The following is a 15,124-nucleotide window of genomic DNA, read 5'->3' as shown; positions in this document are numbered from 1 at the left end:
GGCTGGGCTACATCAGCCCCATCGCCTTCGAACAGCGATCAGCTACGCTGACCACTGCCGCATAGCAAACGGTGTCCACGCTTCGGGGGAAGGCCCCGTTCGTGGTAGGCGACGGCCGTGCCGTCGGGGGACCAGCGGGGGTCGGCGCCGGCGTTCCAGTCGGGGGAGGTGTCCGCGGAGTTGAGGCGCTGGCCCCGGTAGGCGCCGCGGTCGCCGTGCCGGTCGATGAGGTAGGGCTGGAAGAAGCGCCGCTGGCCGTTGTTGCGGACGGAGGAGACCGCGGAGGTGGAGAGCAGGTCGGTGAGGGCGGGGACGCCGGTCATGCCGGAGGTGAACATCATCCGGTCGTAGCCGCGGGTGTCCAGGGCGACGATCCACCGGTCGTCGGGGGAGGCGTCCACGGGGTCGGTGTAGCCGGGGTCGGCCGTCATCCGGCGGACCTTGCCGGTGCGCAGGTCGACGGCCATGAGGTCGATGTTGGAGGACTCGACCGGGTAGCCGACGTAGAAGACCTCCCGGCCGTCCTTGGAGAAGCCGCGCAGCTCACCGACGCCGGGCAGGGTGGGGTCGAAGGCGAGCCGGGACGGGTCGCGGGGGTCGGTGTGCACGGGCTGCGCGGCGGGGGAGGCGTCGAAGAGACGGGTGACCTTCTCCACCTCGTAGCGCGGCACGAGGGGCGTGCCGGTCGTGGGGGCGGGGTCGAAGCGCAGGCGGCCGAAGTAGCCGTACTGGTCGAGGCGTCCGCCGGTGACGGTCACGCTGTTGAAGCCGAGGTGCGTCTGGTCGGGGTGCAGGCGCAGTTCCCGGATGGCGCCGCCGGGGCCGGAGCCGTCGGCGGAGGTGTTCCAGCGGATCGGATAGACGTGGAGCCGGTCCGGGGTGCAGGCGGGCGAGGCGAGGGGGTGCGGGCCGCAGTCGACGACGTTCGTGCCGTACAGCACCCGCTTGCCGTCCGCGAAGGGCTGCGGGTAGCTGGTGTCGGCGGTCATGCCCTGCTTGTTGGCGGGCGGGGTGCCGCAGGTGAGGCATTTCCACGCGTCACCGCCCGGGAAGGTCCGGCCGTCCGTGCGGACGAGGAGGAGCTGGTCCCCGCTGTACACGCTCGCCGGGTCGGGGGCGGCCGGGGCGCCGGTGAAGCGGACGGCCGCGGTGACCGTGCGGCCGTCCGGGAGGAAGCCCCCGGTGCGCAGGCCGGAGTCCCAGTCGGCGGCCATGCAGCCCGTGCCGTGCGGGTTGACCCGGTCGGTGCAGGCTCCTTCCGCGTTCGAGGGGGCGGTCGGCGGCAGCGGCAGCCGCTCCACCCGGATGTGCTCGGGGGCGGGCGGGCGCGGGGAGGCCGTCGGGGCGGCCTGCGCGGGTGGGAGGAAGGCGGTGAGGCCGACCAGGGCCGCGAGGACGGCGAGGCCCTTGGCGCGTGTGCGTCGTGTTCGCATGGCTCCCTCTGCGTGCGGGACGGGGGCGGAGGTGAGAACGGCCCTCACCTCGGCGTGAGTAGCCCTCTTTCTATAGGAGAATTGAATTCTCGTGAAGGTGGTCGTACGCGGTGCGCCGCCGACGTCACCGAGCGGGCACCGCGATTTGGCCGGACTGTGACTGCTACTGCTGGACGTACCACCAGCAGTAGTACGAAGACCGAGCGCTTCTCGGGCTGTACCGGGTGCCGCACAGTTGGTGCCGTGCGCATCAAAATGCCTGGTGAGGAGGGTGCAGACCAGCGCACGCCCGCGCAACCGCCCGTACCGGACCCACCGCACCCCACGGAGACCTCCCCATGCCGAATCCGGCCAGCAGGACCCTCGTCGTTCTCGCCCACCCCCGCCTGTCCGAATCCCGCGTGAACGCGGCACTTGTCCACGCCCTCCGGGATGAGGAGAACATCACCGTCAACGATCTCTACGCCTGGTATCCGGGCTTCCGCATCGACGTGCCGCACGAACAGAGACTGCTGCTCGACCACGACCACGTGGTGTTGCAGTTCCCCCTCTACTGGTACTCGATGCCCGCCCTCCTCAAGGAGTGGCTGGACGTGGTCCTGACCCGGGGCTGGGCGTACGGCCCCGGAAGCAGCGCGCTGCACGGCAAGACGCTGCGGCTCGCCGTCTCGACCGGAAGCGCCGCCGAGGCCTACCGGCACGACGGGGCCCACCGGCACACCATCGGCGACCTGCTGAAGCCCATGGAGGCGTGGGCCCGTCCGACCGGGATGAAGCTCGCCGGGTCCCTGGTCGTGCACGGGGCCGGCCGGGGCCTGGACGACGAGACCCTCACCGGCCACGCGAAGCACTACCGGGAGGTGCTGACGGCGACCTGACGCGGGCCGGGGCGCCGGCCACCTGTGGTCAGCGGGGCAGAGCGGCCCGCCGGCGCACCGGTAGCTCCCCGGCGGACGGGCCCGCCCGGACGTCCCGGGAACCGGCGCCCACGACCCAGCCGTGCGCGGTGCTGTCCCAGGGCTGGAACTGCCGCTTCGCGACGGTGATCGTGATTCTGCGGGGCCCGCCCGGCGCCAGGCGGACCTTCCGGCAGCCGACCAGCGCCCGCAGGGGCTACTGTGCGGTCTGCACCTCGGGACTGGGACCGAGAGAGATCTGCGGAACCGCCTGGCCGGTGCGCGTGCCGGTGTTACCGCGAAGTGAAGGCGCGCGTCGAGGGAGCCTTCAGCCGGTCGTCCAGCATGGGGACGCCCAGGTACGGGAGACAGAGCGCCGGACCACCACGATCGCGAGCCGGCAGCGTGAGGGCCGCCGGGAGCCCCGCGCCCGCGCTGTCACCGCCGACCGCCGGCGGGGTGAGATCGACGCATGGCCCGACGGCGGCGCGGCGATCCGCGGCAGGTCAAAGTGGCAGAAGCCGGGGCCGCCCACGACGGTACTCGGGGGGCAGCTCGGGGGCGAAGGCGTAGGGAATGCTGCTCTGCTCCTCGGGAGAGTCGCGGGTGCGACACCTTCGGTACGGCAGAGAGCATCGCGAGGGACAGAGCCGCCGGGCGGCCTCACATCCGGGATCGCAGCACGTCGACCTCGCAGCCCGGCGCGAACGGGTCGAAGCCGTGCTCGGCCAGCCAGCGCACCGCCAGCAGGCTGCGCAACGACCACCACGCGCGGATCACGTCGAGGTCGACGTCGGCGCCGTAGCCGGCGATGACGTCGCCGAGGTGCTCCTCGTGTCCGAGGGTGAAGATGGCGAGGTCGTACAGGGGATCGCCCCGGCCGGCCTCGGACCAGTCGATGATGCCCGTGACCTCCTCGCCGTCGACGAACACGTGCGCGATCTGGAGGTCGCCGTGGGTGAACGTCTCGGTCCATGGCCTCAGCGCGGCCTCGGCGGCCCGGCGGTTGCGGGCGACCAGGTCCGCGGGAAGGAAGCCGCCGGCCACGAGCCGCGCGCACTCGGCGTCGAGTTCCGCCGCCAGCGCGGGGATGCTCCGCCCGGCCTGGCCCGGCCGGGACGGCACCGGCGCGTCGTGCAGCTTCCGGATGGCGGCGCCCGCCGCGGCCCACGCCGCCGGCGATCCGGTCGACGGCCCGCCGAGGCGCCCGAGCGTCGCCCCCGGGAGCGCGGTGAGGGCGAGCACGGACGGCTTGCGCCACAGGATCTCCGGGGTCGGGACCGGCGCCAGCGCCATCGCCTCGGCCTCGGCATCGAGGCGCGCCGGATCGGCGTCCACCTTCAGGAACACGTCCCCGACGCGCAGCGTCACGCGCTCGGAGTGGGCGACGACGACTTCGACCTCATCCATGGGCGACCAGTATCCCGGGGGTGATCGCCGCCGTCGCCGGGTTTCTGACGTGCGACGACACCGCTGGCCGGCGCCATCGGGCACGACACCGGCCTCGGTCGGGCCAGGGGGCCACCACGGCTGCCGGGGCCGTCGCCTTTCTCCCGTTCGTCCACGAGGGCGACGGCATGGTCCTCGGCGCTGATGAAGCCGGTGCCGTCGGCGGGGGAGACGTACGTCCAGTCCAGGCCGCCGACCTCGGCCCGCGGGGTGCCCGGGAACCCGTGGAGGGCGCCTCGTCCTGCCGCGCCGCGCGTCAGAGGTGGATCGTGAAGGTGACCGTGGCCATTGCCCCGGGCCGCTGCACCATGCGCATCTGTACCTGGGCGTTCGCGTACCTTCCGGTGCTGCCGGTGACGGCGAACTGCTCGTCGAGGAGCGGGGCCTTTCCGGAGAGCCGCGCGGTTCCCGAGGTGGTGATCTTGCCGCCGGGCAGGTCGTGGAGTCGGCGGCTCGGCGGTGCGCGGCCGGGCGTCGGCGGAGACGCCGACGAAGCTGCTGGCGCCCGGCTCGCGGCCGGTGAGGGCGCCGGTCCCGATGCGCGCTTCCCCGAGCGCGGAGTCCGCGGGGGTTGACGGCGGTGCCCTCCTCCACAGCCGGAGGCGAGGGAGCGGCGTCCGCGTGAGCGCCGGTACTGGCTGCCGGGAACTGCGCGCGGGAGGCGAGGCCGTCCGGGACCGCTCCTCTTCGCGCAGGCGCTGGGCAGATTGGCGCCCCTGACAGCTTCGTCCCGGGAAATGGCGGTGTGACGCGTCGGGAACCTGCGCTGCGGATGCCCGGGCCGACGCGGACTGGCGTCCCCGGCCACCGTGTGTGCGTTCCGTGCCGTCAGAGCCATAGCGGGTAGGGACACCAGGTCGCGCCGGGGCGCCCGGCCCGCTGTCCAGACCGGCAGGTCCGCCGCAGTGTCCCGGGCCACGGCGATCGGCCTGAAGCGCCAGGCGGGAGCGTGATCGGTCGGCGACAACGGGACCGACGGGCGGACGACGCGGCGGTGACGTCCCCGAGCAGGGGGTCGATCAGATCGCAGTCCGCCGTACTCCACGTTGGGAGCCGTGAGGTCCCAGGGCTGGGCTGCCATGTCCCGGTCGGCCGCGAGCCCCTCGGAGCGGGCCCGCGATGTGCCGAAGCCCTGCTCCGGCGTGAGTCATTGCGCTGCTGCGCGGTCGACTGCTGGCCCGAGCGGATCGTGCGGCTCGAAGCGGGCCACACCGACTGCGGCGGCAGACTGGTCGCCTTCGCGGCCGGGTTCCCCGGCGCCGCCACCGACCGGCTGATCCGCGACGCCGGACACGGCCCCGGCAGGCTGATCACCGCGACGGCCGCGGTCCGGGACCAACTCGCCGCCCTGGAGGCGGAGTACGCCGAAGCCCTGGGCCTGCCGGTGCGGTCGAGGTGAGGCGCAACCCGCCGCCCGTGATCCTGATCCGGCCGGCCCACCTCGCGAACCAGGGCGGGCCCGACCCGTTCCAGAGGTTCCGGCAGGCCGTCGAGGAGGGGGCGCGGCACGAAGCGGTACATCGACGACAGGGTCCTGGAGGCCAACCACGCCTCTTTCCACCAGCGCACGGGGACGACACCCGCCGAGTTCCGCCGGACGCCGCGGCAGACGGGCACCCCGTACCGGCGGGGCCGCGCCCTTGTCGCGCGGCCGGACCCGCGTCTACTGTTTGACATCAAACGGTTACCTGGTGGGCCGAAGACACCGCGACAGGAACGGAGCCGCGCCACGATGACCACCGCACCCCGTATGCAACTGGTCCTCAGCGAGAACTGGACCATGACCCAAGGCCGCGCCGACCTGCCGACGCTGGTGCGCTGGGCGCGCGAGGCCGAGGACGCCGGGTTCGACTCCGTGATGATCAGCGAGCACATCGTGCTCGGCCCCGACGCGGGCGCGAACGGCGTCATGGGCAACCCCCGCGACTACGCCCTGCCAGGCAACCAGGACCCGCACACCCCCTGGCCCCACTCCCTGATCCTGCTCGCCGCGATCGCCGCCGTCACCGTACGCGTCCGCCTCGCCGCCTCCGCGGTGATCGCCCCGCTGCGCCACCCCCTGCTCCTCGCCCGCGAACTCGGCACCCTGGACCTGCTGTCCGAGGGACGCCTGACGGTGCTGCCCAACGTGTCCTGGAGCCGCGACGAGTACGACGCCCTCGGGGTCCCGTTCGGCAGGCGCGGCAGGCTCCTCGACGAACACCTGGAGATCTGGGCGAAGCTGTGGGGCCCGTCCCCGGCCTCCCACCAGGGCGAGCACTACCGCTTCGAGAACGTGTACTTCGAGCCCAAGGCGTACCGGCCCGACGGACCCCGGCTGTGCTTCGGCGGAGCCGGCATGCACGACGCGATGGTGCGCCGGATCGTCCGCCACGGCCACGCCTTCAACCCGCTGGGCCGGCCCACGCCCGAGGAGATGCGGGTCCTCGCGGACGCGATGCGGGCCGCCGGGCGCGACATCGCCGACCTGGAGATGATCGGCGGCACCCGCGCGGTGTTCCCCGACGACCACTCGCGCGCGGACCTCGGCCGGGCGCTGGAGTCGATCCCCGAGCAACTGGAGCAGGGCTTCACGACGTTCTGCGTGAAACCGTCGCAGTTCACCGACGACCCGGACGCGGTAGGAGCCTTCTGCCGGGACGTCATGCGGCGCGTGGAGAAGCTCACTTCCGGCTCCACCCCGCCCGCACGGGGAACAACCTCCTGACGGACGGCCGCGCACGCGGGACGCACACGAATGCGGCCCGGCCGCGCAGCGAGCCGCCGCCCCTCAGCCCTTCGCCCGCCGCCCGCTGCGGCGGGGCGCAGGCTCCGCCCCCGCCAGCAGCGTCCGCCGGCGCTCCTCCCCGTTCTCCTCGATCTGGAGCACGACCCGCCGCAGCGAATCGGCGAGGTCGCGGCACTCGGCGTCGCTGAGCCGCTCCGTCACGAACGCCTCCTCCGCGTTGAAGTCGGGGAAGACGTCCCGCATGAACTCCTCGCCCTTGTCGGTGAGGCCGACCAGGACGAGCCGCCCGTCGTCGGGGTGGCCGGAGCGGCGCAGGAGGCCGCGCCCCTCCAGGGTCCGGGTCACGCCCGTGAGGGTGCCCTTGGAGATGCCCGACTCCTCCGCGACGTGCCGGGTCTCCGACTCGCCCCAGACCCACACCACCCACAGCACGACGAAGGCCGTCCAGGTCAGGTCCGACTCGCGCAGCACCGAGTTCTCCAGGTGCTGGCGGACCGCCGAGGCGGCCCGGTGGATGTTGGCCACCGCCGCCATCTGCTCGCGCCGGATCGGGATGCCGCCGAGCTTGACCGAGGCCAGCCGTTCGGCTTCGGTGATGGATCGCTGTCCGGGCACGCTGCCTCCTGGGTCCGCGCGGCGCCACGGGCGGTGTACCCGGGACGACACGCCGTTCGGGCTCAAATTGTACGGAGGACGGCGCGACGGCCCAAAAGGCGAGGGGTTCGCGGCATCCAGGAGCGGCCGCGAAATCGGCGGCACAGGAAACAGGACGCGACGGCCCCTCGGGGTCCGGTATCCCGCGTGCCCGGTGGGGTCGGGCCCGGAAGATACTGTCCCTGCCGCCCGTCGGACCGGTACGTGCGGAGGCCCCGGGACGCGCGGAGATCCGATGGAACGACGACAGCTGGAGTATTTCCTCGCCGTGGCCGAGCACGGCGGTTTCACGGCCGCGGCCCTCGCGCTCCACGTCGCCCAGCCCTCGCTGTCCCACGCGATCCGCACCCTGGAGCGCGAATGCGGAGGGCGGCTCTTCCACCGCCTCCCGCACGGGGTCGCGCTCACCGCGGCGGGCCAGGCGCTGGTCCAGCCGGCCCGGCAGGTCCTGCGCGACCTGTCCACGGCCCGGTCGCTGGTGCGCGAAGTGCTCGGCCTCAGCGGCGGACGGCTCGACATCGTCTCCCAGACGACCCTCTCGGTCGACCCCCTCGCCGGGATGCTCGGCAGCTTCCACCGCGCGCACCCGAAGGTCGCCGTCCGGGTCGTCGACCCCGAACAGGGCCCTGCCGTGGCCCACATGGTCGCGGCCGGGCAGTGCGAACTCGGCCTGGTGGACGCCTCGGTACCCACCGGAGACCTGCGCGGCATCGACCTGCCGGAGCAGGAGATGCACGTCGTGCTGCCCCCCGACCACCCGCATCCGCCGGGCGACACCATCACCTCGCGCGAACTGGCCGCCCTGGACCTGATCGTGACGCCACCGGGCACCGAGACCCGCGCGGCCGTCGACGAGGTGTGCACCGTCCTGGGCGTCGTCCCCCGCGTCACCGTGGAGACGGCGCACCGCGCGATGATCGTCCCCCTGGTCCTCTCCGGCGTCGGCGCCGCGCTGCTGCCGGCCTCCATGGCGAGGGACGCCGTGCTGCGCGGGGCACGGATGCTGTCCCCCCGGCCACGACTGACCCGCCACGGCCGCCTGGTCTGGCGGTCCGGCCCGCTCTCCCCGGCCGCCCAGGCCTTCGTCACCCTGGCGTCGTCACCCGCCCAGGACGGGCCGGCTCACAACGGGCCGGCTCAGAACGGTTCGGCTCAGCCATAGAAGTTTTCTATGGCCCTCATCGAAAACCGGTCCGCGGAAATCCACGACGTTTCGTTGACCGCCCTCGGCGACGGCTGCCATTTTTATCGCGTCGCACCCGGCAATTCACCGATCGGCAACCGCATTTCGCCGGTATTCCCGCCGCGATGCGAGGGCATGACATTTCCCCGCCGCGCACCGAATCGGAGAATACGTGAGCGAGTTCGACGCCGGACGGCACATCCTCCCGCGCCCCGACGCCCGCAGCCCCCTGACGACGGCGATGGACATCCACGACCAGGAGACCCCCTTCACCCCGATCGGCCCGGTCCCCCCGCCCGAAGGCGCGCCGAACGTGGTGATCGTGCTCGTCGACGACCTCGGATTCGGCACCTCCAGCGCGTTCGGCGGCCCCTGCGAGATGCCCGCGGCCGAGCGGCTCGCCGGCGACGGACTGCGCTACACCCGCTTCCACGTCACGGCCCTGTGCTCGCCCACCCGGCAGGCCCTGCTGACCGGGCGCAACCACCACTCGGTGGGCATGGGCGGCACCACCGAGATGACCACCGCCGCTCCCGGCTACAACGGGTTCCGGCCGTGCAGCGCGGCGACCATGGCCCAGATCCTCCAGGGCAACGGCTACAGCACGGCCGCCTTCGGCAAGTGGCACCAGACCCCGCCGCGCGAGATCAGCGCCGTCGGACCCTTCGACCGCTGGCCCACCGGAGAGGGCTTCGACACCTTCTACGGCTTCATGGGCGCCGAGATGAACCACTGGTACCCGCTGCTCTACCAGGGCACCACCCCCATCGAGCCGGACCGCAGGCCCGAGGACGGTTACCACCTCTCGGAGGACCTCGTCGACCACGCCGTCGACTGGGTGCGCACCCAGCGGACCCTGACCCCGGGCCGCCCGTTCTTCACCTACCTCGCCCTCGGCGCCGCACACGCACCCCTGCACGTGGCCCCCGCCTGGCGGGAGAAGTACCGCGGCCGGTTCGACCACGGCTGGGACCGCCAGCGCGAGATCACCCTCCAGCGGCAGAAGGACCTCGGCGTCGTACCCCCGCACACGCGGCTCGCCCCCTGGGCCGAGGGCGTGCCCCACTGGGACGAACTCAGCGACAACCAGCGCCGGCTGTCCGCCCGGTTCATGGAGACGTTCGCCGGCTTCACCGAACACGCCGACGTCCAGGTCGGCCGGTTCCTCGACGCCCTGGAGGAACTCGGCGAACTCGACAACACGATCGTCCTCTACATCCTCGGCGACAACGGCGCCTCGGGGGAGGGCGGCATCGAGGGGACGATCGTCGAGCACCGGCTCGGACACGGCATCGTGGACGACCCCGACGAGATGATCGACCACATCGACGACATCGGCGGCCCCCTCAGCTACCCGATCGCCCCGGCCGGCTGGGCCCTGGCCCTCAACACCCCCTACCAGTGGACCAAGCAGGTCGCCTCGCACCTCGGCGGCACCCGCGACGGGATGATCCTGCACTGGCCCCGCGGGATCACCGAACGCGGCGGACTGCGCCACCAGTTCTCGCACGTGATCGACGTACTCCCCACGATCCTGGACTGCGTGGGCGTCCCGGCACCGTTCAGCGTGGACGGCGTGGCCCAGCAGCCCATCGAGGGCACCAGCATGCAGCCGACGCTCACCGACCCGCAGGCGCCCGAGCACCGCCGTACCCAGTACTTCGAGATGTGCGGCAACCGGGGCATCTACCACGACGGCTGGATGGCGGTCACCCGGCACGGCATCCCCTGGGAGATGGTGCCCGAGGGCGACCGCAGGTTCACCGACGACGTGTGGGAGCTGTACGACCTGACCACGGACTGGAGCCAGGCGCACGACCTCGCCGCCGAACACCCGCGGAAACTGCGCCGGTTGCAGGACCTGTTCCTGATCGAGGCGGCGAAGCACCAGGTCTTCCCGCTGGACGACCGGGTCACCGAGCGGGAGAACCCCGCCATGGCCGGCCGGATCGACCTGCTCGGCGACCGCACCTCCGTCACCTACCGCGCGGGCATGCGGCGGTTCACCGAGGAGACCACCCCGAACGTCAAGAACCGCTCCCACAGCATCACCGCCGACGTCGACCTCACCGGGACCACCACCGAGGGCGTCCTCATCGCCCAGGGCGGCCGGTTCGGCGGCTGGACCCTGTACTTCACCGACGGCAGGCCCGCCTACGCCTACAACTACTTCGGCATGAGCCTGTACACGGTGCGCGGCGACCGGCCCCTGCCACCGGGACGGCACGAGATCCGGCTCGACTTCGCCTACGACGGCGCGGGACTGGGCAAAGGCGGCACGGCCGTCCTGCTGGTGAACGGGGAGAAGCACGCCACCGGCCGGGTCGAACGGACCATCCCCTACTACTTCTCCTTCGACGAGACCCTCGACATCGGCGTGGACCTGAGCACCCCCGTGAGCGACGACTACCCCGCCCTCGACAACGAGTTCACCGGAACCATCCACACCGTCCGCATCGACCTGGCCCCCCAGGACACCGGATCACCCGAGTACGACGGCGGACTGCACCGCCGAGTCATGAGGGCCCAGTGAACTGCTGCGCACCCTCCGGCGGCCGGAACACCACCCCGGCCACCCCCGCGCCCTCCGCCACCCACCCGGCCACCCCCGACGGCATGGTGGCCGTCCCCGCCGGCGACTTCCTCATGGGCAGCCAGGACGCCCACTCCTACCCCGCCGACGGGGAAGGCCCCGTACGCACCGTGCACGTGGACGCCTTCTGGATCGACGCCTGCGCCGTCTCCAACGCCCACTTCGCGGCCTTCACCGCCGACACCGGCTACCGCACCTCCGCCGAGCGCGCCGGCTGGTCGTTCGTCTTCGCCGGACTGCTCCCGGACGACTTCCCCCCGACCCGGGCGGTCGCGGCGGCGCCCTGGTGGCGCCAGGTCGAGGGCGCCGACTGGCGCCACCCCGACGGCCCGCACTCCACCTGGCAGGACCGGACGGACCACCCGGTCGTCCACGTCGACTGGGACGACGCCCGCGCCTACTGCGCCTGGTCCGGCAAACGCCTGCCCACCGAGGCGGAATGGGAACGCGCCGCCCGAGGCGGCCTGCACGCGAAGACGTTCCCCTGGGGCGACGAACTCGAACCGGACGGTCGGCCCCGGATGAACGTGTGGCAGGGCGACTTCCCCCACCGCCCCCCGACCGCCGACGGCTGGTACGGCACCTGCCCCGTCACCGCCTACGAACCCGGCGGCTTCGGCCTGTACAACGCCACCGGCAACGTCTGGGAGTGGTGCGACGACCCCTTCACCCCGTCCCGCACCGGACACGAACGCGTCACCAAGGGCGGCTCCTACCTCTGCCACGCCTCCTACTGCCGCCGCTACCGGGTCGCCGCCCGCCAGGGCCTCCTCCCGGACTCGGCGACCGGCAACGTGGGCTTCCGGTGCGCCCTCGACGCGAACTGCCCCCCTCCGACCCCCGGCGCACAGGGAGTACGACCATGGCAGGACGAACAGGACGGTGGCGCAGCCGCGCGGCGGGGACGGCCGTACTCGGCCTCACCCTGACCGCCTGCGTCGGCGCGAAGGTCGGCGAGGTGTCCGCCGGCGCGGGCGGCTCCGGCAGCTGCGGCACCTTCAACCTCGCCGTCAGCCCCTGGGTGGGCTACGCGGCCGACGCGGCGGTCGTCTCCTACCTCGCGCAGGAGAAGCTCGGCTGCGAGGTCGTCCACAAGGACCTCAAGGCGGAGATCGGCTGGCAGGGATTCGAGACCGGCGAGGTCGACGCCATCCTGGAGAACTGGGGCCACCCCGACCTCAAGAAGAAGTACATCACCCGGCAGAAGACCGCCGTCAGCCTCGGCTCGGCCGGGAACAAAGGGATCATCGGCTGGTACGTCCCCCCGTGGATCGCCGAGCAGCACCCCGACATCACCGACTGGAAGAACCTCGACAAGTACGCCGCGAACTTCAAGACCTCCGAGTCCGGCAGCGGCGGCCAGCTCCTCGACGGCGACCCGTCGTACCAGACCAACGACGAAGCCCTGGTCAAGAACCTCAAGCTCGACTTCACCGTCGTGTACGCGGGCAGCGAGACCGCCCTCATCCAGGCCTTCCGCGACGCGCAGAAGAACAGGAAATGGGTGATCGGCTACTTCTACGAACCGTCCTGGTTCATGTCCGAAGTCCCCCTCGTCAAAGTCGCCCTGCCGAAGCACACCGAAGGCTGCGACGCCGATCCCGCGAAGGTCGCCTGCGACTACCCCGCCTTCGACCTCGACAAGATCGTCAGCACCAGGTTCGCCGCATCGGGCAGCCCCGCCTACGACCTGGTGAAGAACTTCCGGTGGACCAACGACGACCAGAACACCGTCGCGAAGTACATCGCCCTCGACAAGATGACCCCGCGAGCAGCAGCCGAGAAGTGGATCGCGGCGAACCCCGCCAAGGTGAAAACCTGGCTCGCCGGCTGAGGCCTCATGCGTTCGGGCCAGGTCGGCCGCTTCGGGGGGGGGGCTCAGACATGCAGGGTGGCCGACACCACCGTCGCCGGCAGCGGTCGAGTAACTCGGGGCCCTGCTTGCCCCAGTCGCCGCTGTGGGCGCCAAAGCCGTCGAAGGTGTAGGCAGCGGTCACGATGCTCTCATCGCGTGTGTGTCCGGGTCAGCGTCGGTAGAGATACCACATCGCGAGTTCCTCGTCGTGAGCACGCAGGCGTTCGACGGCCTCCACGGGGGTGCGCTGCTCGGTGAGCTCGTAGAAGAAGAACAAGGGGGCGAACACGCTCGCATAGCCGAACGGTGCGCCGCGCGGAGCGATATAGATGCCGGCGCCGGCATCGAGAAAGGCGTCGGCGAGCGCGGGCTCCCCCGTGTCGCAGCCGGTGACGAGGGTGACGCTGCCCGGCAGCCGGACGTGTTCGCGTACTCGGTCCGGGCCGATGGCACCGTTGAACGGCTGGAACCCGGCCAGCTCCTCGGCGACGTCTTCCATCAGGATGCGCCCCTCGTCGCCGTGACAGGACACGATCACGTACGGCGCGACCGGTCTGGTGCCGTTCAGTGCCGCCACCAGGTGGCGAGGCTGGCCCACCGGCAGATAGTTCACCCGGACGCCGAACACCTCCAGCCCGGCCCGCAGCGCATACCCGAACCCGCTCCCGACGTCGATCAGATCGACCTCGGTCCAGGCCAGACGCCCGGCCTGGACCTCCCGCACACGCGACGGCCGCAAAGTCGCCAGCCACTCCTCTTCTTCCCTGTGCCCATGCGTCACGGAGCCAAAATGCCACGGCCGGGCAGCAGCGAGAACCCGTGCGACCGAAGGGGTTGTGCTGACAGGCTCTACCCATGCCGGAGATCAGCGACGCGGGTGCGGTCAGGGTCGAGCACAGCTGCTTCCCCGTCGGGGAATCATGGGAGCCGGGGTTCGAACGGCACGACGGCAGACCGGACTTGGGGGCCGACGAAGCGGTGCTGGTGGTCCCCGGCCAGATCATCGTGAAGACGCGGATACAGGACCACACCGCACCCGTCGTCCTCGCCCTGAGCCATCGGCCCGAGGTGAGTCCCGGGAAGGGCTGGGTACGTGTCGGCTCGGCGCCGTACCGGCCGGTGTACACGGGCCGGATGGCCGCGTTCGACACGACCGGCGGTCCGGCCGGCCCGAACCGGTGGAGGTCTTCGGGCAACTGGCGGAGCCCGGTGAACCCGCTCTGGCTCTCGACCCGTCCCGGACCTACGCCGTACAGGTGTGGGCCCAGGGGCGGGAGGACTCCCGGGAGCGGTACGAGGCATCCGCACCGGGCGACGCCCTCGCCGATGGCTACGAGACCTACGCGATCGTTTTCACCCTGTCGGGCGCGCAGGCACCCCCGAGGCCCGCGCCCACGCAGGACCGGCGGGAGCGGCTTGCCGCCAAGTACGCCAAGCCGCCGTTGAACATGCGCTGACCTCCTGGCCCCGGCCCGGTCGTGGCCGTCAGGCGCCGGGGTGGAGGCCGAGCCGGCCCGGTGTGGGATCGCCCTGGACCTCGCCGAAGTACAGCGCGAAGGTCTGCTTCCAGCGCTCGACCTGGGCGCGGTCGGCCATGAACGCCGGGAAGCCGTCCACGTGGGCGTTCGGGTACTCCCACAGCTGCTTGAGCCCGGCCGGGGGAGTGATGTCGGTGCGTACCGACCACCCGTTGAAGGAGCCGCGCTGCCGCTCGGCGGACAGCTGCCAGTTGAGGAACAGCTTGGCGGCCGTGGAGTTGCGGGCCTGCTTGAGGACGGCCGCGCGCTGGCCCCAGCCCATGAAGGGGTGCCCGTCCGCGATGACGAACCGCGCGGGTGACGAGGAGGAGGGGACCGCCGACCCCGCCGTGCCGATCCCGATCACCTTCTGCCCGGCGAAGACCGCGTCGCCCGGCGAGTTGCTGCCCCGCGCGAACCGCACGTCCTGGGCGGCGAGCTTGGCCACCCAGTCCCAGCCGTACGTGCGGGCGTACAGCGCGTAGAGGTAGAGGACCGCGTCGTCGTCGTGCGGGAAGGAGGAGGCGATCTTCCCCTTCCACTTCGGATCGACCAGGTCCAGCGGGGTACGCGGGGCGTCGGAGCCGACCGCCGCGGTGCCGTACAGGAAGCTGAAGGCGATCGCCCCGGTCGCCACCCACGCGCCCTGCGGGTCCTTGAAACCGTCGTACACCTTCGAGAACCCGGCGGGCTTGTAGTGCAGCAGGCGCCCCTGCTGCTTCCAGCGGGTGAAGTCCTGGAGGGTCTGGAGCTGGACGACGTCGGGGACGAGGGTGCCGGTGGCGAGCTGGTTGTCGATGCGGACGTCGTGGTACT

At 71.9% G+C, this 15,124-nt stretch carries 14 protein-coding genes and 3 pseudogenes; 9 read left to right on the top strand and 8 right to left on the bottom strand.

Annotated elements, in window-relative coordinates; all coding sequences use genetic code 11:
- Positions 1–38: 38 nt before the first annotated feature.
- Complete coding sequence (locus PV682_RS43355) at positions 39–1,433, bottom strand: TolB family protein (protein ID WP_319738350.1); 1,395 nt, start codon at positions 1,431–1,433, stop codon at positions 39–41.
- Between the two features lie 338 nt (positions 1,434–1,771).
- On the opposite strand from PV682_RS43355, the gene PV682_RS43350 reads away from it, so the two are divergent.
- Positions 1,772–2,311: an NAD(P)H-dependent oxidoreductase gene (locus PV682_RS43350; RefSeq protein WP_319738347.1), complete on the top strand. Its 540-nt coding sequence runs from the start codon at positions 1,772–1,774 to the stop codon at positions 2,309–2,311.
- Positions 2,312–2,339: 28 nt separating this feature from the next.
- Here the strand turns inward: PV682_RS43350 and PV682_RS44520 are convergent, their stop codons facing one another.
- The 3 genes and pseudogenes from PV682_RS44520 to PV682_RS43345 all read right to left on the bottom strand — a co-directional run bounded on the left by PV682_RS44520 (position 2,340) and on the right by PV682_RS43345 (position 3,739).
- Positions 2,340–2,534 (bottom strand): fibronectin type III-like domain-contianing protein, encoded by a 195-nt coding sequence (locus PV682_RS44520; RefSeq protein WP_407705844.1) that lies wholly within the window; start codon positions 2,532–2,534, stop codon positions 2,340–2,342.
- A gap of 88 nt (positions 2,535–2,622) precedes the next feature.
- Positions 2,623–2,784: pseudogene (locus PV682_RS44515) on the bottom strand (alpha/beta hydrolase fold domain-containing protein); the annotation flags it as partial.
- A 208-nt stretch (positions 2,785–2,992) separates the two neighbouring features.
- Positions 2,993–3,739 (bottom strand): phosphotransferase family protein, encoded by a 747-nt coding sequence (locus tag PV682_RS43345; protein ID WP_319738345.1) that lies wholly within the window; start codon positions 3,737–3,739, stop codon positions 2,993–2,995.
- 308 nt (positions 3,740–4,047) lie between these two features.
- On the opposite strand from PV682_RS43345, the gene PV682_RS43340 reads away from it, so the two are divergent.
- From PV682_RS43340 to PV682_RS43330, 3 genes are all read left to right on the top strand, one after another.
- Positions 4,048–4,353: a hypothetical protein gene (locus PV682_RS43340; RefSeq protein ID WP_319738343.1), complete on the top strand. Its 306-nt coding sequence runs from the start codon at positions 4,048–4,050 to the stop codon at positions 4,351–4,353.
- A gap of 575 nt (positions 4,354–4,928) precedes the next feature.
- Positions 4,929–5,177 carry a hypothetical protein gene (locus PV682_RS43335; RefSeq protein WP_319738341.1) on the top strand — a complete coding sequence of 83 codons (249 nt, stop codon included), beginning with the start codon at positions 4,929–4,931 and terminating at the stop codon, positions 5,175–5,177.
- A 333-nt stretch (positions 5,178–5,510) separates the two neighbouring features.
- Complete coding sequence (locus PV682_RS43330) at positions 5,511–6,485, top strand: TIGR03619 family F420-dependent LLM class oxidoreductase (RefSeq protein WP_319738340.1); 975 nt, start codon at positions 5,511–5,513, stop codon at positions 6,483–6,485.
- Between the two features lie 63 nt (positions 6,486–6,548).
- On the opposite strand, the gene PV682_RS43325 is transcribed toward PV682_RS43330, so the two are convergent.
- A complete protein-coding gene (locus tag PV682_RS43325) occupies positions 6,549–7,121 on the bottom strand; it encodes a MarR family winged helix-turn-helix transcriptional regulator (protein WP_319738339.1) in 573 nt (190 codons plus the stop codon).
- A gap of 274 nt (positions 7,122–7,395) precedes the next feature.
- Between PV682_RS43325 and PV682_RS43320 the strand changes: the two genes are divergently transcribed.
- The 4 genes and pseudogenes from PV682_RS43320 (at position 7,396) to PV682_RS43305 (ending at position 12,770) form a co-directional block, all read left to right on the top strand.
- Positions 7,396–8,322, top strand: coding sequence for a LysR family transcriptional regulator (locus PV682_RS43320; protein WP_319738336.1), 927 nt, complete (start codon positions 7,396–7,398; stop codon positions 8,320–8,322).
- A 193-nt stretch (positions 8,323–8,515) separates the two neighbouring features.
- Positions 8,516–10,876 carry an arylsulfatase gene (locus tag PV682_RS43315; protein WP_319738334.1) on the top strand — a complete coding sequence of 787 codons (2,361 nt, stop codon included), beginning with the start codon at positions 8,516–8,518 and terminating at the stop codon, positions 10,874–10,876.
- 83 nt (positions 10,877–10,959) lie between these two features.
- A pseudogene (locus PV682_RS43310) lies at positions 10,960–11,748 on the top strand (formylglycine-generating enzyme family protein); the annotation flags it as partial.
- Positions 11,749–11,798: 50 nt separating this feature from the next.
- A complete protein-coding gene (locus tag PV682_RS43305) occupies positions 11,799–12,770 on the top strand; it encodes an ABC transporter substrate-binding protein (RefSeq protein WP_319738332.1) in 972 nt (323 codons plus the stop codon).
- A gap of 82 nt (positions 12,771–12,852) precedes the next feature.
- Here PV682_RS43305 and PV682_RS44510 read toward each other — a convergent pair.
- Both PV682_RS44510 and PV682_RS43300 read right to left on the bottom strand, forming a co-directional pair.
- Positions 12,853–12,933, bottom strand: a pseudogene (locus tag PV682_RS44510) (dihydrofolate reductase family protein); the annotation flags it as partial.
- Positions 12,934–12,960: 27 nt separating this feature from the next.
- Complete coding sequence (locus PV682_RS43300) at positions 12,961–13,572, bottom strand: hypothetical protein (RefSeq protein WP_319738331.1); 612 nt, start codon at positions 13,570–13,572, stop codon at positions 12,961–12,963.
- Positions 13,573–13,969: 397 nt separating this feature from the next.
- Here PV682_RS43300 and PV682_RS43295 point away from each other — a divergent pair, with 397 nt between their 5' ends.
- The gene (locus PV682_RS43295) at positions 13,970–14,248 is read left to right on the top strand and encodes a hypothetical protein (protein WP_319738329.1); all 279 of its coding nucleotides are present in this window, start codon (positions 13,970–13,972) and stop codon (positions 14,246–14,248) included.
- A gap of 28 nt (positions 14,249–14,276) precedes the next feature.
- On the opposite strand, the gene PV682_RS43290 is transcribed toward PV682_RS43295, so the two are convergent.
- A partial coding sequence (locus PV682_RS43290; protein WP_319738327.1) for an ABC transporter substrate-binding protein occupies positions 14,277–15,124 on the bottom strand: 848 nt, incomplete at its 5' end.

The organism is Streptomyces niveiscabiei (assembly GCF_033794345.1).
Classification (GTDB): domain Bacteria; phylum Actinomycetota; class Actinomycetes; order Streptomycetales; family Streptomycetaceae; genus Streptomyces; species Streptomyces niveiscabiei.
Note: the sequence above shows the minus strand (reverse complement) of the source record. Positions and strands in the feature narration are given on the sequence as shown.